This window comes from Nocardiopsis sp. CNT312 (genome assembly GCF_000515115.1).
In the GTDB taxonomy this organism is placed as follows: Bacteria; Actinomycetota; Actinomycetes; order Streptosporangiales; family Streptosporangiaceae; genus Nocardiopsis.
This window is the reverse complement of sequence record NZ_AZXF01000005.1, coordinates 1-19,135: the sequence shown is the minus strand read 5'-3', so window position 1 is coordinate 19,135 and position 19,135 is coordinate 1. Positions and strand designations below refer to the sequence as shown.

The 19,135-nt window shown below is 70.8% G+C and carries 20 protein-coding genes and 1 pseudogene; 16 read left to right on the top strand and 5 right to left on the bottom strand.

The genetic code is table 11. The features are described from left to right. Window positions 1-220 precede the first annotated feature (220 nt). The 7 genes from infA to truA all read left to right on the top strand — a co-directional run bounded on the left by infA (window position 221) and on the right by truA (window position 4,365). Window positions 221-442: a translation initiation factor IF-1 gene (gene infA / locus B042_RS0100105; protein WP_013156135.1), complete on the top strand. Its 222-nt coding sequence runs from the start codon at window positions 221-223 to the stop codon at window positions 440-442. Between the two features lie 49 nt (window positions 443-491). Continuing rightward, complete coding sequence (gene rpmJ / locus B042_RS0100100; protein ID WP_028646494.1) at window positions 492-605, top strand: 50S ribosomal protein L36; 114 nt, start codon at window positions 492-494, stop codon at window positions 603-605. A 211-nt stretch (window positions 606-816) separates the two neighbouring features. Next, a complete protein-coding gene (rpsM, locus tag B042_RS0100095; RefSeq protein WP_028646493.1) occupies window positions 817-1,197 on the top strand; it encodes a 30S ribosomal protein S13 in 381 nt (126 codons plus the stop codon). Between the two features lie 67 nt (window positions 1,198-1,264). Next, on the top strand, window positions 1,265-1,672 hold the full coding sequence (gene rpsK / locus B042_RS0100090) for a 30S ribosomal protein S11 (protein ID WP_028646492.1): 408 nt from the start codon (window positions 1,265-1,267) through the stop codon (window positions 1,670-1,672). A 175-nt stretch (window positions 1,673-1,847) separates the two neighbouring features. Then, window positions 1,848-2,867, top strand: coding sequence for a DNA-directed RNA polymerase subunit alpha (locus tag B042_RS0100085; RefSeq protein ID WP_028646491.1), 1,020 nt, complete (start codon window positions 1,848-1,850; stop codon window positions 2,865-2,867). A gap of 70 nt (window positions 2,868-2,937) precedes the next feature. Beyond that, window positions 2,938-3,426 carry a 50S ribosomal protein L17 gene (rplQ, locus tag B042_RS0100080; protein WP_028646490.1) on the top strand — a complete coding sequence of 163 codons (489 nt, stop codon included), beginning with the start codon at window positions 2,938-2,940 and terminating at the stop codon, window positions 3,424-3,426. 93 nt (window positions 3,427-3,519) lie between these two features. Continuing rightward, window positions 3,520-4,365, top strand: coding sequence for a tRNA pseudouridine(38-40) synthase TruA (gene truA, locus B042_RS0100075; RefSeq protein ID WP_028646489.1), 846 nt, complete (start codon window positions 3,520-3,522; stop codon window positions 4,363-4,365). Between the two features lie 46 nt (window positions 4,366-4,411). Here the strand turns inward: truA and B042_RS26300 are convergent, their stop codons facing one another. After that, window positions 4,412-5,728, bottom strand: coding sequence for a hypothetical protein (locus B042_RS26300; protein WP_231493641.1), 1,317 nt, complete (start codon window positions 5,726-5,728; stop codon window positions 4,412-4,414). Window positions 5,729-6,417: 689 nt separating this feature from the next. Between B042_RS26300 and rplM the strand changes: the two genes are divergently transcribed. From rplM to B042_RS0100050, 4 genes are all read left to right on the top strand, one after another. Further along, window positions 6,418-6,867: a 50S ribosomal protein L13 gene (gene rplM / locus B042_RS0100065; RefSeq protein WP_028646487.1), complete on the top strand. Its 450-nt coding sequence runs from the start codon at window positions 6,418-6,420 to the stop codon at window positions 6,865-6,867. A 37-nt stretch (window positions 6,868-6,904) separates the two neighbouring features. After that, window positions 6,905-7,417 carry a 30S ribosomal protein S9 gene (gene rpsI, locus B042_RS0100060; protein WP_028646486.1) on the top strand — a complete coding sequence of 171 codons (513 nt, stop codon included), beginning with the start codon at window positions 6,905-6,907 and terminating at the stop codon, window positions 7,415-7,417. A gap of 408 nt (window positions 7,418-7,825) precedes the next feature. Beyond that, complete coding sequence (gene glmM / locus B042_RS0100055) at window positions 7,826-9,160, top strand: phosphoglucosamine mutase (protein WP_028646485.1); 1,335 nt, start codon at window positions 7,826-7,828, stop codon at window positions 9,158-9,160. 22 nt (window positions 9,161-9,182) lie between these two features. Further along, window positions 9,183-10,157 (top strand): ROK family glucokinase, encoded by a 975-nt coding sequence (locus B042_RS0100050; RefSeq protein WP_028646484.1) that lies wholly within the window; start codon window positions 9,183-9,185, stop codon window positions 10,155-10,157. A gap of 69 nt (window positions 10,158-10,226) precedes the next feature. Here the strand turns inward: B042_RS0100050 and B042_RS26970 are convergent. Then, window positions 10,227-10,400 (bottom strand): annotated as a pseudogene (locus B042_RS26970) (Uma2 family endonuclease); the annotation flags it as partial. Between the two features lie 304 nt (window positions 10,401-10,704). On the opposite strand from B042_RS26970, the gene B042_RS0100045 reads away from it, so the two are divergent. The 4 genes from B042_RS0100045 to B042_RS21505 all read left to right on the top strand — a co-directional run bounded on the left by B042_RS0100045 (window position 10,705) and on the right by B042_RS21505 (window position 15,274). Further along, entirely contained in the window at window positions 10,705-11,478 is a 774-nt protein-coding gene (locus B042_RS0100045; protein ID WP_028646483.1) for an SDR family NAD(P)-dependent oxidoreductase, read from the top strand. 9 nt (window positions 11,479-11,487) lie between these two features. Further along, window positions 11,488-12,252 (top strand): crotonase/enoyl-CoA hydratase family protein, encoded by a 765-nt coding sequence (locus tag B042_RS0100040; RefSeq protein WP_028646482.1) that lies wholly within the window; start codon window positions 11,488-11,490, stop codon window positions 12,250-12,252. Between the two features lie 605 nt (window positions 12,253-12,857). Then, a complete protein-coding gene (gene galE, locus B042_RS0100030; RefSeq protein ID WP_028646480.1) occupies window positions 12,858-13,868 on the top strand; it encodes a UDP-glucose 4-epimerase GalE in 1,011 nt (336 codons plus the stop codon). Between the two features lie 395 nt (window positions 13,869-14,263). Then, the gene (locus B042_RS21505; protein ID WP_051415361.1) at window positions 14,264-15,274 is read left to right on the top strand and encodes a hypothetical protein; all 1,011 of its coding nucleotides are present in this window, start codon (window positions 14,264-14,266) and stop codon (window positions 15,272-15,274) included. 60 nt (window positions 15,275-15,334) lie between these two features. Here the strand turns inward: B042_RS21505 and B042_RS0100020 are convergent, their stop codons facing one another. Continuing rightward, on the bottom strand, window positions 15,335-16,210 hold the full coding sequence (locus B042_RS0100020) for a hypothetical protein (RefSeq protein ID WP_028646479.1): 876 nt from the start codon (window positions 16,208-16,210) through the stop codon (window positions 15,335-15,337). Window positions 16,211-16,389: 179 nt separating this feature from the next. On the opposite strand from B042_RS0100020, the gene B042_RS0100015 reads away from it, so the two are divergent. Continuing rightward, window positions 16,390-16,848 (top strand): flavodoxin family protein, encoded by a 459-nt coding sequence (locus B042_RS0100015; protein WP_028646478.1) that lies wholly within the window; start codon window positions 16,390-16,392, stop codon window positions 16,846-16,848. Window positions 16,849-17,080: 232 nt separating this feature from the next. Here B042_RS0100015 and B042_RS0100010 read toward each other — a convergent pair whose 3' ends face one another. Beyond that, window positions 17,081-18,682: a polyamine aminopropyltransferase gene (locus B042_RS0100010; RefSeq protein ID WP_081748520.1), complete on the bottom strand. Its 1,602-nt coding sequence runs from the start codon at window positions 18,680-18,682 to the stop codon at window positions 17,081-17,083. A gap of 56 nt (window positions 18,683-18,738) precedes the next feature. Then, the coding region (locus B042_RS0100005; protein ID WP_028646476.1) for a DUF350 domain-containing protein at window positions 18,739-19,135 on the bottom strand (397 nt) is incomplete at its 5' end.

The following is a 19,135-nucleotide window of genomic DNA, read 5'->3' as shown; positions in this document are numbered from 1 at the left end:
GACTGTCAGGGCCCATACGCGGGCTGTTGGGTCAGTCTGCCTTTCCTGTGCCACGTCTGTGCATCGACGTACGCTCTCGCAGTTGGCCTGAACTTCCAGTGTGTCCCGGCTTCGGTGGTACCGCACACGGTGCCGCCGGGGCTTCGTGCGTGCGCACGGGTGCACCGGAGACCCGTCGGGTTGTCCCGAAGAATCGATCGATGAGCGAGGCGTGGAGGACATGGCGAAGAAAGACGGCGCCATCGAGATCGAGGGTTCCGTTGTCGAGTCCCTACCCAACGCTATGTTCAAGGTAGAGCTCGACAACGGGCACCAGGTCCTTGCCCACATCAGCGGCAAGATGCGGATGAACTACATTCGCATCCTTCCCGACGACCGGGTCGTCGTGGAACTGAGCCCGTACGACCTCACACGCGGGCGCATCGTTTACCGCTACAAGTAGCCCGCTCCGGACCGTGGTCCGGAAGGGGGACATGAGTTCGGAGTCCACCATGAAGGTCAAGCCGAGCGTGAAGAAGATCTGCGCGAAGTGCCGCGTGATCCGCCGGAACAAGCGGATCATGGTCATTTGCTCGGACCCGCGCCACAAGCAGCGCCAGGGCTAGCCGCCCGCGTCTGTCCGCCGCGGTCTCACGCACACTCCCGGACGGGGAACACGTACCTCGCCGGGGCGAAACAACACATACCTGTTCCGATTCCCGACACCCGTGGGTGTGGGGAAGAACCCCCGGTCGGAGGCCGGGGCCTCGTCGGTTGGGCGACGGGAGGAGGGAACGGGTCAGACCTCCGCACACATCTGGATGGAGTCTCGCCCACATGGCACGTATCGCCGGCGTCGACCTCCCGCGCGACAAGCGCGTGGAGATCGCTCTCACGTATGTCTACGGGGTCGGGCGCACCCGCGCGCTCGAAACCCTGGGGAACACCGGTGTCGACGGCAACACGCGCGTCTACCAGCTCTCCGAGGAGGACCTGGTCAAGCTGCGCGACTGGATCGAGCAGCAGTACCAGGTCGAGGGCGACCTGCGCCGCGAGGTCCAGGCCGACATCCGCCGCAAGATGGAGATCGGCAGCTACCAGGGGATCCGGCACCGGCGCGGCCTCCCGGTCCGCGGTCAGCGCACACAGACCAACGCCCGTACCCGCAAGGGCAAGAAGAAGACCGTGGCCGGTAAGAAGAAGGCCGGTAAGAAGTAGTCCGCTCGGACCGTACGACCGCGTCCGAGAGCAATGCACGGACCGATGATCTCTGGGAGTTTCGCTCATGCCGCCCAAGGGCCGCCAGCAGGGTGCCGCGCGCAAGGTGCGCCGCAAGGAAAAGAAGAACATTGTCCACGGACACGCTCACATCAAGAGCACGTTCAACAACACGATCGTGAGTATCACCGACCCCAACGGTGCCGTGATCTCGTGGGCCAGCTCCGGCCAGGTCGGTTTCAAGGGTTCGCGCAAGTCGACCCCCTACGCCGCGCAGATGGCCGCCGAAGCCGCCGCACGCCGTGCCCAGGAGCACGGTGTCCGCAAGGTGGACGTCTTCGTCAAGGGTCCGGGCTCGGGCCGGGAGACCGCCATCCGTTCGCTCACCGCGACCGGCCTTGAGGTGGGCTCCATCCAGGACGTCACCCCGGTTCCGCACAACGGCTGCCGTCCGCCCAAGCGTCGCCGGGTCTGATCCCGGCCGCGCGTCCGCGCCTCCTACCGCGCGGGCGCGCGCGGCCTCGCGCCGTGTGGCCCCCGTGGGGCCGCACGGCTCTGGGTAGGAATCCGAGTAGAGGGCACCCGTCACGCGGTGCCCGTCCGGTGGCCGTCATATAGCGGTCGGCCATGTGGAAGGGAAAACACGGACCATGTTGATCGCACAGCGTCCCACGCTGACCGAGGAAGCCGTCTCGGACCTGCGCTCGAAGTTCGTCATCGAGCCGCTGGAGCCGGGCTTCGGCTACACCATCGGCAACTCGCTTCGGCGTACCCTGCTGTCCTCCGTCCCCGGCGCGGCCGTGACCAGCATCCGCATCGAGGGTGTCGAGCACGAGTTCACGACCGTGCCCGGGGTCAAAGAGGACGTCACCGAGATGATCCTCAACCTCAAGGGCCTGGTCGTCAGCTCCGAGCACGACGAGCCGGTGCTGATGTACCTGCGCAAGCAGGGACCCGGTGTGGTGACCGCCGCGGACATCGCTCCGCCGGCCGGCGTCGAGGTGCACAACCCCGACCTGCACCTGGCCACGCTCAACGGCAAGGGCAAGCTGGAGATGGAGTTGACGGTCGAGCGCGGCCGCGGCTATGTCTCGGCGACGCAGAACAAGCAGATGGGTCAGGAGATCGGCCGTATCCCGATCGACTCCATCTATTCGCCGGTTCTGCGTGTGACGTACAAGGTCGAGGCCACCCGCGTCGAGCAGCGCACCGACTTCGACCGCCTGATCGTCGACATCGAGACCAAGCCGGCCATCCGTCCGCGTGACGCGGTCGCCAGCGCGGGCAAGACCCTGGTCGAGCTGTTCGGCCTGGCACGTGAGCTCAACATCGACGCCGAGGGCATCGACATGGGCCCCTCGCCCACGGACGCCGCTCTGGCGGCGGACCTGGCACTGCCGATCGAGGACCTCAACCTGACGGTCCGGTCCTACAACTGCCTCAAGCGTGAGGGCATACACAGCGTCGGTGAGCTGGTGGCCCGCTCGGAGCAGGACCTGTTGGACATCCGCAACTTCGGTGCCAAGTCCATCGACGAGGTGAAGCAGAAGCTCGTCGACATGGGCCTGTCCCTGAAGGACTCCCCGCCCGGATTCGACCCCAGCACCGCGGCTGACTCGTACGGCTCCGACGACGAGGGCGAGTCCTTCGTCGAGACGGAGCAGTTCTAACCGACCTTCGTCGCCCACATGGTCCCCGGCCGAGTGCGGCCGCGGACCGCGTCACTAGGAGAACGACACCATGCCCACGCCTACCAAGGGCGCCCGTCTGGGTTCCGGGCCCGCTCACGAGCGGCACATCCTGGCGAACCTCGCCACCGCGCTGTTCCAGCACGGCCGTGTCCGCACCACCGAGGCCAAGGCCAAGCGTCTGCGCCCCTACGCCGAGAAGCTCATCACCCTCGGCAAGCGCGGTGACCTCCACGCCCGCCGCCAGGTCCTGACCAAGATCACGGACAAGGCCGTCGTGCACGAGCTGTTCACCGAGATCGGTCCGCGCTACGAGAACCGCCCCGGCGGTTACACGCGCATCACCAAGATCGGTCCGCGCAAGGGCGACAACGCCCCGATGGCGATCATCGAGCTGGTCGAGGCGCTCACCGCTTCCGCCGCTCCCGCGGCTCCGGCCGCGCCTGCTCAGGAGGAGTCCGAGGCCCCGGCCGCGGAGACCCCCGCAGCGGAGGCCGGTGAGGCCGGGGAGGTCGCGGAGAACGGCTCCGAGAGCAAGTAGGCGGGCGCGCGCCCGTCGCGGCGCGCACCGCGCACCGAGTGCCCGGCTCCCCCGAGGGGCCGGGCACTCGGCCTTTCCCGGGAAGCGGATGCGATGGACAACGACGACACGGTGGTCCGGCTGCGGCTGGACCTCTCCTACGACGGAACGGACTTCTCCGGGTGGGCGACCCAGCCCGGGCGCCGGACGGTACAGGGGGAGCTGGAGGCGGCCCTGGCCCGCGTACTGCGTCTCCCCGAGGCCTCCCTGACCTGTGCCGGGCGCACGGACGCCGGGGTGCACGCCCGGGGCCAGGTAGCCCAGGCCGACATCCCGCGGCCGGTGTGGGAGGCCGAGGGGGAGCGGCTGCTGCGCCGCCTGGCGGGTGTGCTGCCCAAGGACGTGCGGGTGCGCGCGGTGCGTCCGGCGCCGCCGGGGTTCGACGCGCGCTTCTCGCCGCTGTACCGGCGCTACGTGTACCGGGTGAGCGACGCGCCCTACGGGGTCGACCCGCTGCTGCGCAGGTACGTGCTCTGGCACCGCAGGCCGCTGGACGAGGCGCGGATGAACGCGGCTGCGGCACTGCTGACGGGTGAGCACGACTTCGCGGCGTTCTGCAAGAGGCGGGAGGGGGCCACCACGATCCGCGAGCTCCTGAGGCTGGAGTGGGGGCGCGTGGACGGGGCCCTGCTGGAGGGGACGGTGCAGGCGGACGCCTTCTGCCACAACATGGTGCGCGCGCTCGTGGGTGCGCTCCTGGCCGTGGGGGACGGCAGCCGAGACGTCTCCTGGCCCCGCGAGGTGCTCGGCGCGGGTGTGCGCGACTCCTCGGTGCACGTGGTGGGGCCGCAAGGACTGAGTCTGGAGGAGGTCCGCTACCCGGCCGACGCGGAGCTGGCCGGGCGGGCGACGGCCACACGGCGGGTGCGGGAGCTGCCCTGCCGGGGCCGCGCAGACTGAAGGCGGTGGCGGGGCACCCGCCAGGGTGCCCCGCCACCGGCCGCGGTCACTCGGTTTCCGCGGTGAGCCGAGCGAAGGTCTCGTCGAGGAAGTCCTCGCTGACCGACCGCAGGGCGGTGGCCGCCTCGGCCTCGGCGGAGGCGTCCTCCGCCGATCCGTCGCTGTTGGCGGCGAGGGCGAAGAGCACGTAGCTGCCCCACTGGCCGCTGCTGCCGTGGCCGCCGGAGGACCCGAGCCGCTGCGTCGGCGTGCCCTCCTCGCCGGCCAGGCCGGCGAACCACTCGGCAGCGACGAGGTCCTGCCCCTCCTGGGCCGCCACGGCGTCCGCCTCGCTGTCGAGCGTGGCGACGCCGATGGTCACCGCGCGGGCCTCGTCCTCGCTGACATAGGAGGCCCGGATCAACTGCTCGCACCCGCTGTCGGTGAGGACCTGCCCGTATCCGTTGTGCGTTCCCTCGGCGCACTCCGCGGTCTCGTCGACCACCACGCGGGTGAACGTTCCCGCGTCGCCCATGTCCACGGACCCGGGGAAGAACGACTCGGCGGCGAGCGGGGCGACGGGGGAGCCCTCGGAGCCGTCCCCTTCGCCGGAGAACCCGCCGCGGGCGAAGAAGAACGCACCGCCGCCCGCGATGACCAGCAGCACCACGAACCCCGCGATGAGGAGCGGCCGTGTCCTGTCGGGGCCCCCGGAAGCGCCGGAGTGCCGCCGGTCGGGGTAGTCCTCGTAGGAGTCGTAGTCCTCGACGTCGAACTGGGTGGTCGACGATCCCGGGTCGGCGGGGACCTCGTCCCGGTACAGGGGCCGGTCCGCGGCCGCTCCGGGGGTCGGGGGGACGGCCGGGATGTACTGTGTGGGCCCCTGCGCCTCCGTGGGGAACACCGGGTCGGGCCCGGGGGCGCCCGGGGCCTGAGGGAGCGCGTGAGGGGTGTACGAGGGCGGGTCGAACGCGCCCGCGCGGGGAAGCGCGCCGGGGCCCGGGGGCATCGGCGGCTGGGGACCGCTCGGCGGCCCCTGCGGGAAGGGGTTCTCGTGCGGACGCACCGGGGACTGGTGGCCGGTCGGCCCCTGGAAGTGCCGCTGCGGGCCGCTGGGGGGCAGGTGGGGTCCGCTCTGGTGGGGGTAGTACCCGCCGGCTGCGGGCTGCTCGCCCGTCGCGGGGGGAGCGCCCAAGCCCTGCTCCCGGCCGGGGCCGAGCGGGTACCGGCCCTCACCGGGCGCCTCGGGGTAGGGCCGCTGGTAGGGATCCTGGTACGGGTCGGCGGTGGGTTGCGGCCCGCTCTGGGGGTGGGCGTACGGGCTCTGCGGCCCGCTGGGGCTCCGGCCGTAGGGCGGCGGGGGGATCGGGGTGCCGGGGGGCACCTGGGGCGTCGGTCCGGTCCTGCCGGGCTGGGGGTGTTCACCGGGTACGGGAGGCCGACCGTCCGGATGGGGGAGGCCCGAGCCGAGCAGGTCCTGTCCGTCCCCGTGCTCCGGGCCGGTGGGATACCCGTCGGGGCCGTGCTGCGGCTGGTGGGGATGCGTACTGATGGGTGTCTCCGATGGCTCAGAGGGGGGACTGGACGACCGTGCGGGGTCCGGTCCGGCCGGGCTACCGTGACGGGCGTCTCCGTACTGCGCGTTCGCGCCCGTCATACCGGGCGGAGAGCGGGTGTTCGGTACAAGCGTAACCAAACCCCGGGCGGAAGAAGGACGAAGCACTCCCGATGACAGGCATAATAAAAGGCGGAGAGGTCACGGATGTGACCCCGTGCCGGCGCTTTCCCGCCAGGCGTGGTCGTGCCCGGACACCCGCCGTCGGCTTTGACCTGCGCATGGTGACCGGGTAGGATATACCGTCGTTGTGCGTTGAGTTGCCGTGGTCCCCAGACTCGACAAGTCGGGTGCCGATCCACGCACCATCGTCTGCGCACTCACCCTCCGGGTCGTCCTCATTGGCATGGGACATCCGGCCAAGTAACGCCTCCGTACCCGCGGTGGCGTTTCGTAATACGTGTCCACCATCCCGGACGGGGATGGGGCAGCCGACTGAAGAGCGAAGGCAAACGATCGTGCGCACATACAGCCCCAAACCAAGCGATATTCAGCGTCAGTGGCACGTTATCGACGCTACCGATCTCGTGCTCGGGCGTATGGCGAGCCAGGTTGCCACGCTCCTCCGGGGCAAGCACAAGCCGTACTACGCGCCCCACGTCGACACCGGCGACTTCGTGATCGTCGTGAACGCCGAGAAGGTCGCCCTCACCGGTAACAAGCTGGCCCAGAAGCGCGCCTACCGGCACTCCGGCTACCCGGGCGGTCTGCGTTCCATCGCCTACGCCGAACTGCTGGAGAAGAACCCCGAGCGCGCCGTGGAGAAGGCCGTCAAGGGGATGCTGCCCAAGGGGTCGCTCGGTCGCCAGATGGCCAAGAAGCTCAAGGTGTACGCCGGGCCGCAGCACCCGCACCAGGCCCAGCAGCCGGTGCCGTTCGAGATCACCAAGATCGAGCAGCCGGCCTAGGCGTTCGCGAGAACTGACAGGAAGCACGAGGAGAACCGTGGTCGAGCCCACCGGCATCGAAGACGTCGAGCAGGAATACGCGGAGAACCCGGAGGAATTCCCCTCCGAGTACACCAGCGAGTCCGACGAGGCGGCCGACGCCGCCTACGTCCCCACCGCGTCCGGCCCCAGCGCCGGAACCGGCCGCCGCAAGAAGGCCGTGGCCCGTGTCCGCATCGCCCCCGGAGCGGGCGAGTGGAAGGTCAACGGCAAGTCCCTGGAGGCCTACTTCCCGGACAAGGTCCACCAGCAGACCATCCGGGAGCCGTTCGTCTCCCTCGGGTTCGACGGCGCCTACGACGTCTCCGCCCGCCTGGACGGTGGCGGCCCCAGCGGCCAGGCCGGTGCGCTGCGCCACGGGATCGCCCGTGCGCTCGCGTCGCTGGACCCCGAGAACAACCGGCCGACCCTGAAGAAGGCCGGTTTCCTCACCCGCGACTCCCGTGAGGTGGAGCGGAAGAAGGCCGGTCTCAAGAAGGCCCGCAAGGCGCCCCAGTTCTCCAAGCGCTAGGCTGTGTTCTTTTGAACCGCCGCTGCGCTTCGGCCCGCCCGTCGCCCGCCACCGCCCCCAAAGGACGTCTGGCGGCGCGGCTCGGTCTCTCTCGGGCGTCGGGGGAACGGGGACCTTCGGCACCTAGGGCGTGTTCACTCGTTCCTCGCGGACACGCCTCCGGTACCTCCAGAACCCCGTGGGCGCCCTCGCGACACCCTCTGTGGTGCGGCATGTGTTCAAAGAACAGCTCCTAGAACCTCATGTGTCGGCCTCTGTTCGGCTGAGCGCTCACCCGTGTGTCGTCCCCGCGTCGGGGCGGCACGCGGGTTTTCTCGTTATTGCCCGCTACCCGTGGCGCCCGCAGCGGCGCCGAAACTCTTCTCCGTCGGCGTCCGAGGACGCCGTTCTCGAAAGGGGCTGTGGCCTGTGACACGGCTGTTCGGAACAGATGGTGTGCGCGGGGTCGCCGGTCGTGACCTGACCGCCGCCCTCGCCCTGGAGTTGTCCGTCGCGGCCGCCCGTGTGCTGGCCGACCGCGAGCAGGGGCGACGCCCCCGCGCCGTCGTCGGCCGAGACCCGCGGGCGTCGGGCGAGTTCCTGGAGGCGGCCGTGGTCGCCGGCCTGGCGAGCACGGGGGTCGACGTGGTCCGGGTCGGTGTCCTGCCGACCCCGGCCGCGGCCTTCCTCACCGCCGATCTCGATGCCGACTTCGGTGTCATGCTCTCCGCCAGCCACAACCCCGCGCCGGACAACGGCATCAAGTTCTTCGCCCGGGGCGGCCGGAAACTGGCGGATGCCCTGGAGGATGAGATCGAGGGCATGCTCGGCGTCCCTTCCACCCCGTGCGTGGGCGACGAGGTGGGCCGGGTCACCGACTCCTCCGACGGCGCGGAGCGCTACATCAACCACGTGCTGGCCTCCGTGCCGCATTCCCTCGACGGGCTGAAGGTCGTCGTGGACTGCGCGCACGGCGCGTCCTCCACTGTGGCTCCCGAGGCGCTGCGCCGTGCGGGGGCCGAGGTCGTGGCGATCGGCGACGCCCCGGACGGCTACAACATCAACGCGGGCCACGGGTCCACCCACCTGGAGGCCCTCCAGCGGGCCGTGGTGGAGCACGGTGCGGACGCGGGCATCGCCAACGACGGCGACGCCGACCGGTGCCTGGCGGTGGACGCACAGGGCCGGGTCGTGGACGGGGACCAGATCCTCTCCGTCCTCGCGGTGGAGGCCAAGGAGGCGGGGCGGCTCGCCGCGGACACCCTCGTGGTGACGGTCATGTCGAACCTGGGCCTGAAACTGGCGATGGAGCGCGAGGGCGTCTCCGTGGTGGAGACCGCGGTGGGTGACCGGTACGTGTTGGAGGAGCTGAAGCGCGGCGGGTTCAACCTGGGCGGTGAGCAGTCCGGGCACGTGATCCTGCTGGACCACGCCACCACCGGTGACGGCGTCCTGACCGCGCTGCACCTGCTGGCCGCGATGGCCCGCCGAGGGCAGGGGCTGGCGGAGCTGGCCAAGGTCATGACGCGCCTGCCGCAGGTGCTTATCAACGTCTCCGGGGTCGACAAGACCCGGGTGGCCACGTCGGGGGAGCTGGCCGCCGCGGTGCGCGAGGCCGAGGCGGAACTGGGCGGGGCCGGCCGGGTGCTGCTCCGGCCCAGCGGTACGGAGCCCAAGGTGCGCGTGATGGTCGAGGCGAAGGAAGCGGGTCAGGCCACCGAGGTCGCTGAGCGGCTCGCGGACGTGGTCCGCTCCGCCCTCTAGAGCACGGGGCCTGGGGAAGGACATGGCGGACGTACCGGGTGGAGGCGCCCTGACGATCGGTGTCGATATCGGCGGGACCAAGGTCGCCGCCGGTGTGGTCACGCCGGAGGGGCGGGTACTCGCCAGGGTCCGGACCGAGACCCCCGAGCGGAGCAAGAGTCCCGACGTGGTCGAGGACACCATCGTCGGGGCCGTCCAGGAGCTCAGCCGGGGGTTTCCGGTACGGGCCGTGGGCGTGGGTGCCGCGGGGTTCGTGGACGAGCAGCGCGGCCACGTGCTGTTCGCACCGCATCTGTCCTGGCGCCGGGAGCCGCTGCGGGAGGCCCTGGGCGCGCGCCTGGGGCTGCCCGTGGTGGTGGAGAACGACGCCAACGCCGCTGCCTGGGCCGAGGTGTGGGTCGGGGCCGGGCAGGGCGTGGACCACGTCGTGGTGGTGAACCTGGGAACGGGGATCGGTGGGGCAGTGGTCCTCGACGGGAAGCTGTGGCGGGGCCGCCACGGGATCGCGGGCGAGTTCGGCCATATGACCGTGGTTCCGGGCGGGCACCGCTGTGAGTGCGGGAACCGGGGATGCTGGGAGCAGTACGCCAGCGGGAACGCCGTGACACGTGAGGCCCGTGAACTGGTCCGCTCCGAGTCCCCGGTAGCGCGCGGACTGCACCAGGCCGTCGGCGGCGACGCCCGGCTGATCACCGGGCCGCTCGTCAGTGAACTGGCGAGCAAGGGGGACCGGGCCTGTGTGGAGCTGCTGGAGGACGTGGGCGCCTGGCTGGGCGCGGGCCTGGCCAACCTGGCGGCGGCGTTCGATCCGGAGCTGTTCATCATCGGAGGAGGGGTGTCGGAGGCTGGGGAGCCGCTGCTCGGGCCGGCGCGGACCGCCTTCGAGCGCACCCTGCCCGGCCGTGGCTTCCGGCCCGCGGCCCGTGTGGTCGCGGCGGCGCTGGGCAACGAGGCGGGGATGATCGGCGCGGCCCGCCTGGCCGGAGAGGCGCTGTGACGAAGCTCCCCGCCCCGGTACGGGGTCCGACCGCCGCCGGGCGCTCCGGGCCCGACGGCGATGCGTCCAGCGCCGGACCAATCCCCTCACGTCGATGTCGATGGGGAGGGGCACGTCGAGCTTGAGCCGTTCCCGGGCGACCGTGGTCGGAACATACCTGGGGCCGTGTGTCCCGTCGAGTTCGTAGACGTGGATCGCGGGACCCGTGTCCTCCGGTTCGCTGCGCCAGAAGTGCGAAGTCCCCGTCGGGGCGCACCTGGAGGGAGATCGTCCATGCCATCGGCGGTTCAGCCGCCGGGCGGTGGGGTGAACCATGCGGGGAGCGGCTGGGCGGGCGTCGAATCCTCCGGAGACGATTCCTGGGGCCACCCTAGGAGCGCGGGTTTTCTCAGGGCAGGAAGGCAGCCCGGGGTGATGACCGCGAACGCGGTTTCCGTGCGGGCTCTCGGGAGGCCCGAACGGCCCGGGGCACGGGGCCCTGCGACGCGGTGCGTTGAACCGAACCCGGTTCTAGTGTGTGGGCCGCATCGTCTGTAGAGTGCGGCCCATGGATCTCAACGGAATCTCCGCCCTCGTCTCGGGCGGTGCGAGTGGCCTCGGTGAGGCCACCGCCAAGGAACTCGCGGCGGCCGGCGCCACCGTCGTCATCGCCGACCTCAACGCCGAGCGCGGCGAAGCCATCGCCAAGGAGATCGGCGGTGTCTTCGCCGCCACGGACGTCTCCCAGGAGGACCAGGTCCAGGCCGCGGTCCGGGCCGCCGTCGGCACCGGCAAGCCCTTCCGTGCGGCCGTCTCCTGCGCAGGGATCGGCTGGGCGACCCGCACCGTCGACCGCTCCGGCAACCCCCACGACCTGGACAGCTACCAGAGGGTCATCCAGGTCAACCTGATCGGCACGTTCAACGTGCTGCGCCTGTCGGCGGCCGAGATCGCCAAGACCGAGCCCGTCAACGAGGACGGCGAGCGCGGCGCCATCGTCAACACCGCCTCGCTGGCAGGGATCGAGGGGCAGATCGGCCAGATCGCCTACTCCTCCTCCAAGGGCGGCGTGATCGGTATGACGCTGCCCGCAGCGCGCGACCTCGCCGCGGTCGGCATCACCGTCAACACCATCGCCCCCGGCATCCTGGAGACCCCCATCTACGGGGAGGGTGCGGGTGCCGAGGAGTTCAAGCAGCGCCTGGCCGCGCCGGTCCCGTTCCCCAAGCGCCTCGGCACCGCCGGGGAGTTCGGGAGGCTGGCCCGTGCCCTGCTGGAGATCAGTTACGTCAACGGCGAGGTCGTCCGGATCGACGGCGCCCTGCGCATGCCGCCGAAGTAGGGGGAGATCATGTCCGACGAGGTGCTCTACACGGCTGAGGACGGCATCGCCGTCATCACCATCAACCGCCCCAAGGCCAAGAACGCGGTCAACGCGGCCGTGGCCGCACAGGTCGCCGAGGCGCTCGACGACCTCGACGCCCGCGAGGAGCTGGGTGTCGGGATCATCACCGGTGCCGGGGGGACCTTCTGCTCCGGTATGGACCTGAAGGCGTTCATGAAGGGTGAGTTCCCCTCCGTCGAGGGCCGCGGGTTCGCGGGCCTCACCGAGCGCGGCCCCAGGAAGCCCCTCATCGCCGCCGTCGAGGGCTATGCCCTGGCCGGCGGGTTCGAGGTGGTGCTCGCGTGCGACCTGGTCGTCGCGGCCGAGGACGCCAGGTTCGGTATCCCCGAGGTCAAGCGCGGCCTGGTCGCGGCGGGCGGTGGTCTGCTGCGCCTGCACCACCGCATCCCGCGCAACATCGCGATGGAGTTGGCCCTGACCGGTGACTTCGTCGGCACGCCGCGCCTGTCGCAGCTCGGTCTGGTCAACCAGGTGACCCCCAGCGGGGGCGCGCTTGCCGGGGCCCGGGACCTGGCCGCCCGCCTCACCCCGAACGGGCCGCTGGCCCTGAAGGTCTCCAAGGAGGTCGTCCAGGCCTCCGACGACTGGTCCACCGCGCAGATGTGGCAGAAACAGGGCGAGCTGACCGGACCGGTGTTCGCCAGCCACGACGCGATGGAGGGGGCGGCGGCCTTCGCCGAGAAGCGCGCCCCCGTGTGGAGGGGCGAGTAGCCCCGAACCCGGTTCCTGCGGCGGCAGCTCCGAGGGGCAGCCGCCGCCTTCGTGTGCTCAAGGTGTCCTCACGGGGGAGAGCGAGGGCAGGGAGAAAGAACGGAGCATGCTTCCTTCCCGGTGAGCGGCGCTGGCTCCTGGCCGGTGCGGCCCTGTTCCACCGCAGCTTCGTGCTGGGCTGCGTGGGTGGAGAGGTCGACCGGCCCAAGGGCACGGGGGCCGGTCTTCGGCGGCTGGCCCGACTACGTCTTCGACCGGACCCGGGCCGCGCGCTCACCGGGTCCGCCCGCACCCGTTCGGCGGTATCGAGTTCCCGATGGGTGTGTTCATCGTCGCCCCGCCGGCCGGGATGTTCTCCGGGGCCGTGAGGCTCGCCGCCATCGCGGGTTCGGCCGTCCCCAGGCTCGCGTTCGAGGCGCTGCTCGTCTGCAAGCTCTGGCGGTACACCCGCCGGTTCGAGCGGGTCGACGGCGGCATCAGGGCCCCCTTCCGGAGCGGTCCGCGGCCGCCTGAGAGGTCGGCCCCGGTGGGAGCGCCGTCCGTACGGGACGCCGGCAGGCGCGTAACCTCGGAGGACAGGTGCTTGCGAGGAAGGGGCGGGAACCGTGCGGATTCTGTTGACGGGTGGCGCTGGATACATCGGCTCGCACACGGCGGTCGAGGTGCTGGAGCGCGGCCATGAGGCCGTGGTGCTCGACAATCTGGTGAACAGCAGCGCGGAGGCCGTGCGACGGGTCGAGAAGATCACCGGACGGCCGGTGCCGTTCGTGGAGGGCGACTGCACTGACCCGGAGGTGGTCGAGCGCGTCTTCGCCGAGTACGCCGTGGACGCCGTCGTGCACTTCGCCGGTCTCAAGGCGGTCGGTGAGTCCGTGGCCCGGCCCCTGCGGTACTACCGCAACAACCTGGACGCGCTCCTCACCCTGGTGGAGGCCATGGACCGGGCAGGGGTCCGCCGCCTGGTGTTCAGCTCCTCCGCCACCGTCTACGGCGACCCCGGGACGGTCCCCATCACCGAGCCCAGTCCGCTCAGCGCGGTGAACCCCTACGGTGCGACCAAGCTGTTCGGTGAGCAGATCCTCAGGGACCTGGCGGTGTCCTCCCCCGACTGGCGGATGACCCTGCTGCGGTACTTCAACCCGGTCGGGGCCCACCCCAGCGGCCTGATCGGTGAGGACCCCAACGACATCCCCAACAACCTCTTCCCCTACATCTCCAAGGTCGCCGCGGGACGGCTCCCCGAACTCACGGTCTTCGGAGACGACTACGACACCCCCGACGGCACCGGTGTGCGTGACTACCTGCACGTGGTCGACCTGGCCAGGGGGCACGTGGCGGCGCTGGACCGCCTGGAGGGCCGGGAGGGGCTGAAGGTGTACAACCTGGGCACCGGGAAGGGCACCTCCGTCCTGGAGGCGATCCGCGCCTTCGAGAGGGCCAGCGGGTGCCCTGTCCCGTTCACGGTGGGTCCCCGCCGTCCCGGCGACATCGCCACCTGCTTCGCCGATCCGGGGCTGGCGGTCCGCGAACTCGGCTGGCGGGCCGAGCACACCGTGGACCAGGCCTGTGCCGACGCCTGGCGCTGGCAGTCGACCCATCCCGACGGGTACCGCTGACCCGGGCGGCCGCGGTCCGGAAGTGGGCTCCTCGGCCTGCGTACCGGAACCTCCCGAGCGGAGTTCGCCTGAGGCGATGTGCATCACTTGCTTGTGCAATTCCTTGTCGTGGGGGGCGGCGCGGAAGCCATGCGATTCCGCGCCCGTTGAGCGTGGTTCATGTCAGCTTGCAGGCATGTGGGACTGTTTGGGGGTGATGTGGATCATTCCAGCGGCCGGGTTCCTGACCACCTGGACGGCTGTGCTGACGGGATGAGGGGGGACCCATCCCGGTGAGGGCCTATGGGCGCGGGCTGGGGTGCGGCTTCGTGTGTGGTCTGTTACTTGTGGTCTGTATCGTCAAAGGCCACATGTCGGCTTCGGTGTGAAAGTCTCACATGAACTCCCTCTTTCCCATGGATGACGTCCCTTGGGCCTTCGAAGCACGCGGGTCGGCCTGGGTGGAGTCCCCTCTGCAGTTCCTGGCCGCCGTCGAGGCCTACGCGAGCGGCGATCTGTCCACGCACGGCATCGTCATGCTCAGGCAGGACGCCCCGGGGCTGAGCGCCATCCACGCGGAGCTGCGTCGGCTCCATCCCGCGGTCCAGCCCGCCGCACTCGCCCGGCGTCCGGCACGCCCCCGTTCGGACGACTACACCTGGGTGCTCGGCGACCCCTTTTCCGGCAGGGTCCAGCGGGCGCTGCTCAAGGCGGCACGCTGCCGCCTCGTGCTCGTCGACGACGGGGTCTCCCTCTGGCACCTGCTGCGCCTGCTCAGCGACCCCTCACCGCGGGCTCTGGTACGGGCACGGGTCCGCAGGACCCTGCCGCGAATCGCCTTGGGCCGCTCCACGGCGCGGGTGCTGCGCACGGCGGCGGCCGAGGGGCGGCTGACGGTGTTCACCATGCTCCCCCTGCCCGAGGACCTGCTCTCGGCGGCCGAGGCGTCCGGGATCAGGGTGGTGCGGCACGACTTCCCCCTGCTGCGCTCGCTGCCGGAGGAGAAGCTTCCGGACGAGGAGCGGATCGTTCTGGGTACCGCGCTGGTCAACGACGGCCTCCTGCGCATGCCCGCCTATCTGTCCTGGGTAGGGGATCAGACAGCGCGGGGGACCATCGCCTACTATCCGCACCGCCGTGAGGACCCGCGGGTCCTGGCCCGGCTGGCCGAGGACGGGCGGGTCCGTCTCGTGAAGCCGGGGCTGCCCGTGGAACTGGCGCTTCGGGGGCTGGGGTCGGGACACGAGATCCGTTCGCTGCCCTCCACGGCGCTGGTAGCGCTGCGGCGGCTGGTGCGGGGCGCGTCCGTCGGCGCGCAGGAGGTCGCCGACGGCTGGTGGACGAGGTCGGCACCGCGGCGTCTGCGGTCGGATGTGGCGCTGACCGCCTCGGTGGTCAACGAAGGGGAGCGCGCGGGCGGGGTGTGACAGGGCCGCCCGGCGGGCAGCGGGGCGGGGCCTTCCGGTCCCGCCCGGGACGGCACGCTCCTACCAGGACAGGGCGACGTTGGTCTCGTTGCCGCCGTAGGTCTCCGAACTCACGCCCATGTACGTGATCGCGTCGGCGTCGGGGACGTCGAAGGGGATGGTCACGCTGGTGAAGCCGTTGCCGGAGTCCACGATCACGCTGACACCGCCGTTGGCCTCGTTGGTGAGGTCGTAGTCCTCCTCGTACCAGGTGCCGTCCGCGGTGTAGACGCGCTGCTCGTCCATCCAGAACCACTCGGAGCCGGAGGTGGCCGAGGCCACGTCCATGGACACGACGAGGTACTCACCGGACGGGGTCGAGCCGCGGTACTCGTCCACGACCTCCGCACCGGTGATGACGTAGGTCATCCCCTCGTGGGTGAACTCCTCGCCGATCTGGTGCATGTCCGGGTTGTCGACGGACGGGTCCTCGGGCTGCGCGGGCTCCTCCGACCCGCTGGACACCTGGGGCGTGGAGGGTTCGGCCGGCTCGGAGCCGTTGAAGACCAGGGCGATGAGGACCACGGCCACGACGCCGAGGACGAACAGGCCGGCACAGCCCAGGCCGACGAACAGCCAGGGGGAGGTCTTCTTGCGCTGTGGGGGCATGCCCGGCTGGCCGTAGGGGGTGCCGTACGGGTCGACGGGCGGCGGGCCGTAGCCGTACGGGTCTCCCGGCGGGGGGCCCATGGGGGGCTGGCCGCCGGTGTAGGCCCCCTGCGGGGGCATGCCCGGCTGGCCGTAGGGGGTGCCGTACGGGTCGACGGGCGGCGGGCCCATGGGGGGCTGGCCGCCCGGCGGGGGGGTCATGGGGGGCTGGCCGCCGGTGTACGGCCCCTGCGGTGGCATGTCAGCGGGCTGACCCTCGTAGGGGCTGTTCGAAGGAGGCTGGCTCATGGCGGTCCTTGGCTTTCTTCCGTGAGCGGGGCGGAGTGCCCCCGTCCGGGCGCGGGCGCGCCCGGGGGGATGGGGTCGGCGGTCGTCCGGAACCGCCCGCGGTCCGCGGCCGGGGTCCTTACTGGTTCGGATGCCGGGAGAACCGCGGTGGTTCCGGCGGCGGTGCCTAGTGTTGGGGTATGGCTCGACTGCTCATCGTGCACCACACCGTCTCGCCCGCGACCCAGGAGATGCTGGAAGCGGTACTCGACGGCGCACGCACAGACGATATCGAAGGGGTGGCGGCCAGGTCGACGCCGGCTCTGTCCGCGACCGCCGCTGACCTGCTGGAAGCCGATGCCGTCCTGCTGGGCACACCGGTCAACATCGGGTACATGTCGGGGGCGCTGAAGCATTTCTTCGACAATGTCTACTACCCCGCCCAGGACGGGACCGACGGTCTTCCCTACGCGCTCTTCGTCCACGGGGACAACGACGCCTCGGGGGCGGTGCGGGCTGTGGAGTCCATCACCAAGGGGATGGGGTGGCGGCGGCACCGGCCCCCGGTCCTGGTGACCGGGCGGCCCGACGGGGCGGCTCGGGAGGCCTGCTGGGAACTCGGGGCGGTCATGGCCCTGGCCGCCCTCGGCGAGGTGTGAGGGCGGAGGCGGGGACACGGCGGTCCGGGCACCCTCGTACCGTCCGAGCGGAAAGCCCGGGGAAAGTCGGGGTCAGCGTTGCCCGAAACGCGACGGCGCACCACCGTGTCAGCGCCTGAGCCGGACAGGATGGCCGTGTCCGGTGCTTTCCGATCCACCGCGTGGCCTGCCCACCGGCCCGAGATACCCGAGGGCCGCGCGGTGCCCCCTCTTTTCCGAACCGCGCCGAAGGTCAGTATCCGCGCCAGCCTTCCAGGTGGTAGTCGATGATGCGGGGGTTCATGAGGGTGGACGATCGCACCCCGGGGTCGCGCCGGTCCATCGGGAACACCAGGGCGGCCTCCAGGAGTTCGGCGTCCAGGAAGCGCAGCGGCGGCGCGTCCTCCGGGACGGCCGGCGCCGGGGCGGTGTCGTGGGAGGCCAGGTAGAACCCCCAGTTCCCGAAGGAGGGGACGTCCACGTTGTAGGGGGTGGCGGCCAGCCCCGCCTCCTCCAGGGAGTGGCTCACGCTCCAGAACGCCTCGGGCGCGAAGAACGGTGAGCCGGCCTGGACCACGAGGCGGCCGTCCTCGGCCAGGGAGTGCTTGACCAGGGAGTAGAACTCCACCGAGTACAGCTTGGCCGGGCCGACGTCGGACCCGTCCGGCAGGTCGGCGACCACCGCGTCGAAGGTCCGCGCGTTCTCCCGGAGCCAGTTGAAGGCGTCCGTGTGGACGACCTCCACACGGGGGTCCTCGAAGGAGCCCTCGTTGGCGGCTCTGATCACCGGGTCGGTGGAGGCCAGTTCGACGACGGCGGGGTCGAGGTCGACCAGGGTCACCGAGGAGACGTCGTCGTAGCCGAGGATCTCGCGCAGGGCCAGGCCGTCGCCGCCGCCCAGGACGAGCACGTCCTCGTGCGGCCCGTCCATCACCGGGTGGATCAGCGACTCGTGGTACCGGTACTCGTCCAGGGTCGAGAACTGCAGGCTGCCGTTGAGGAACATGCGTGTGTCCTCACCGTCCAGCGACTGCGTGATCACGATCTCCTGGTAGTCGGAGCGCTCGGCGTGCACGATCGGGGCGCGGTAGAGGGCCTGCCGGGCGTCGACCTCGAACCGTTCGGCGTACACGAAGGCCAGGGCGAGCACGGCGACGATGAGGGCGAGCCCGGACGCCAGGGCGATGTGGGCGCGCCGGGTGAGCTGTGACCTGAAGAGCCAGAGGACCACCGCCACACCGACCACGGCGTTGAGTGCGCCGACCATCAGCGCGCCCTTGGGCAGACCGAACAGGGGCAGAAGCAGGAAAGGGAAGGCGAGGCCGCCGATGAGCCCGCCCACGTAGTCGGCGGCGAACAGGTCGGCGACGGCCTCGGATGCCTTCTGCTCGCGGATGCGCTGGATCAGCGTCATCAGCAGGGGGATCTCCATACCGATGAGCATCCCGATGACGAAGGCCAGCACGACCATGGCCGGCTGGTAGGCCTGCAGCCAGGCGAAGGCCCCGTAGAGCAGGAGGACCGACAGGCCGCCGACCAGGGAGAGCACTCCTTCGATGACGGCGAAGGCCACCACCGGGCTGGACTGGTACCGCTTGGACATCAGCGATCCGACGCCCATGGCGAACACCATCACCGACAGGACCACGGAGGCCTGGGTGATGGTGTCGCCGAGCAGGTAGCTGCCGATGGCCACGAGGGCCAGTTCGTACACCAGGCCGCACGCGGCGCAGATGAAGACCGCGCTGAGGATGAGGAAGCGCGCCAGCCGCGGCGGCACGGGTAGGCGGAACCCGGTTCGCGTGCTGGACGGGCCGGTCCGCTCGGTGGTCTCTGTCTCGGCGGTGTCGGTCACGGGTGGTGCCTGTCTGTGGGGGTGGGTCGGGCCGGGAGCGGGGGCCGTTGTCGGGGTCAGGTGAGTGCGGCGGCGATGACGACGGCGATGGCGATGTGGGCGGTGGCGCTGACCCAGGAGGCGGGGTGGGGCTCGGGGTTGCTGATCATGTGGGAGATCTTGACGGGGGTGATGAGGTCGATCAGGAGGAAGGCCAGGGCCATGACGGTGAGGCCGATGAGGCCGTAGACGCCGGTGGAGACCAGGCCGGGGACGAGGCCGAGTTCGGATTCGCTGCTCATGATCGCGGAGAAGACGACGAGGGCGGCGCCGAGGGTGTTGGCGGAGACGAGGAGGACGGCGTTGGTGTTGCGGTCCTCCCAGATGAGTGTGTGGAGTTTGCCGGGGGTGAGCAGGTCGACGATGAGGTAGCCGACGACGAGAATGGCGATGCCCACGCCGCCGTAGGCGAGT

What these genes read in the sequence shown, in the direction of transcription:
- B042_RS0100040 (WP_028646482.1), top strand. Translation starts at nt 11,488, where the DNA reads ATGTCCGACGAGGTGCTCTACACGGCTGAGGACGGCATCGCCGTCATC.
- B042_RS0100085 (WP_028646491.1), top strand. Translation starts at nt 1,848, where the DNA reads ATGTTGATCGCACAGCGTCCCACGCTGACCGAGGAAGCCGTCTCGGAC.
- truA (WP_028646489.1), top strand. Translation starts at nt 3,520, where the DNA reads ATGGACAACGACGACACGGTGGTCCGGCTGCGGCTGGACCTCTCCTAC.
- rpsK (WP_028646492.1), top strand. Translation starts at nt 1,265, where the DNA reads ATGCCGCCCAAGGGCCGCCAGCAGGGTGCCGCGCGCAAGGTGCGCCGC.
- B042_RS0100050 (WP_028646484.1), top strand. Translation starts at nt 9,183, where the DNA reads ATGGCGGACGTACCGGGTGGAGGCGCCCTGACGATCGGTGTCGATATC.
- B042_RS0100045 (WP_028646483.1), top strand. Translation starts at nt 10,705, where the DNA reads ATGGATCTCAACGGAATCTCCGCCCTCGTCTCGGGCGGTGCGAGTGGC.
- B042_RS0100015 (WP_028646478.1), top strand. Translation starts at nt 16,390, where the DNA reads ATGGCTCGACTGCTCATCGTGCACCACACCGTCTCGCCCGCGACCCAG.
- rpsM (WP_028646493.1), top strand. Translation starts at nt 817, where the DNA reads ATGGCACGTATCGCCGGCGTCGACCTCCCGCGCGACAAGCGCGTGGAG.
- rplQ (WP_028646490.1), top strand. Translation starts at nt 2,938, where the DNA reads ATGCCCACGCCTACCAAGGGCGCCCGTCTGGGTTCCGGGCCCGCTCAC.
- infA (WP_013156135.1), top strand. Translation starts at nt 221, where the DNA reads ATGGCGAAGAAAGACGGCGCCATCGAGATCGAGGGTTCCGTTGTCGAG.
- B042_RS0100020 (WP_028646479.1), bottom strand. Translation starts at nt 16,210, where the DNA reads ATGAGCCAGCCTCCTTCGAACAGCCCCTACGAGGGTCAGCCCGCTGAC.
- B042_RS21505 (WP_051415361.1), top strand. Translation starts at nt 14,264, where the DNA reads ATGGATGACGTCCCTTGGGCCTTCGAAGCACGCGGGTCGGCCTGGGTG.
- rpmJ (WP_028646494.1), top strand. Translation starts at nt 492, where the DNA reads ATGAAGGTCAAGCCGAGCGTGAAGAAGATCTGCGCGAAGTGCCGCGTG.